Origin of the sequence: Bacillus sp. GMs2/2 (genome assembly GCF_050172095.1) — a bacterium.
Lineage (GTDB): Bacteria > Bacillota > Bacilli > Bacillales > Bacillaceae_G > Bacillus_A > Bacillus_A cereus.
The window spans coordinates 1-1,098 of sequence record NZ_JBNLYE010000728.1; the positions used below are offsets into that span (position 1 = coordinate 1).

Here is a 1,098-nt window from a genome sequence, read left to right on the forward strand (position 1 = left end):
ATCTTTTATAAAGCTTTATTTTTTACTTGTTTATAATTTATCAATTAACAATTATATAGTTGTAATTAGTCCTTTAAAAATGATAGGAGTGCTTCATTAAATTCTTTGGCATGCGTTGCATTTAGCCCATGTGGACCACCCTTTATTAACGTTACTTTAGAATTAGGAATTGCTTCATGTGTTAATTTCCCACTATATTCAAATGGTACAGTTGCATCTGAATCACCATGAATAATAAGGGTAGGTATATTAAACTTCTCCAAGTCTTTTCTAAAATCAGTCTTACTAAAGGCAGTAATACAATCAAGCGTTCCTTTAGGTGATGCACTGGCTGCAATATCCCAATTATATAAACGGAATGGCTCACTAACTAAATCTGTTCGATTACCAGCCGCGAAAAATCCCTTAGTAAATTCATCAAGAAATGCAAGGCGGTCATTAATCACACCACTTTTGAACGCTTCAATTGTTGCATCATCTAATGCCCCTTCAGGATGATCCTCTGATTTGTATAAATATGGAGGTACTGCTCCAGCAAAAACAGCCTTTTCAATACGATCTGTTCCATACGTACTAATATACCGGGCTACTTCGCCTCCACCCATAGAAAAACCAACAAGTGTGACATTTTGAAGCTCTAAATGTTCTAATAGTTGATGTAAATCAGAAGTAAAGGTATCATATTCATACCCTTCCCACGGCTGAGATGATTTTCCAAATCCTCGACGATCATATGTTATAACTCTGTATCCAGCCTCAACAAGAGCGGGAACTTGGTATTCCCAAGATCGACCACTTAACGGCCAACCATGAATTAGTACAACTGGTTTTCCTGTGCCATAATCCTCATAATATATCTCAATTGGTTCTTGATTTTCGGTTCCTACAGTAATTTTAGCCATGCTTCTACCTCCAAAAAATATTCTAATATGTATCCTTTTCTTCAATAATCCGGATGAATGTCATAACCTATTCATGCACGTTTATGTTGTGAACTCTAAGTATGAAACTCTATTATTCCAAAGAATTCATTTTCTCCTTTTGGAACAATCCCCCCTCTAATACCTTTTTCATCATAAAATAATTACTGAACATTAC

General features: G+C 35.4%; 1 protein-coding gene. It reads right to left on the minus strand.

Annotation, left to right across the window (positions count from 1 at the left end):
• Positions 1-65: 65 nt before the first annotated feature.
• Positions 66-902 carry a bromoperoxidase gene (locus ACQGS6_RS29060; RefSeq protein ID WP_152127714.1) on the minus strand — a complete coding sequence of 279 codons (837 nt, stop codon included), beginning with the start codon at positions 900-902 and terminating at the stop codon, positions 66-68.
• Between the last annotated feature and the right edge of the window lie 196 nt (positions 903-1,098).

What these genes read in the sequence shown, in the direction of transcription:
- ACQGS6_RS29060 (WP_152127714.1), bottom strand. Translation starts at nt 902, where the DNA reads ATGGCTAAAATTACTGTAGGAACCGAAAATCAAGAACCAATTGAGATA.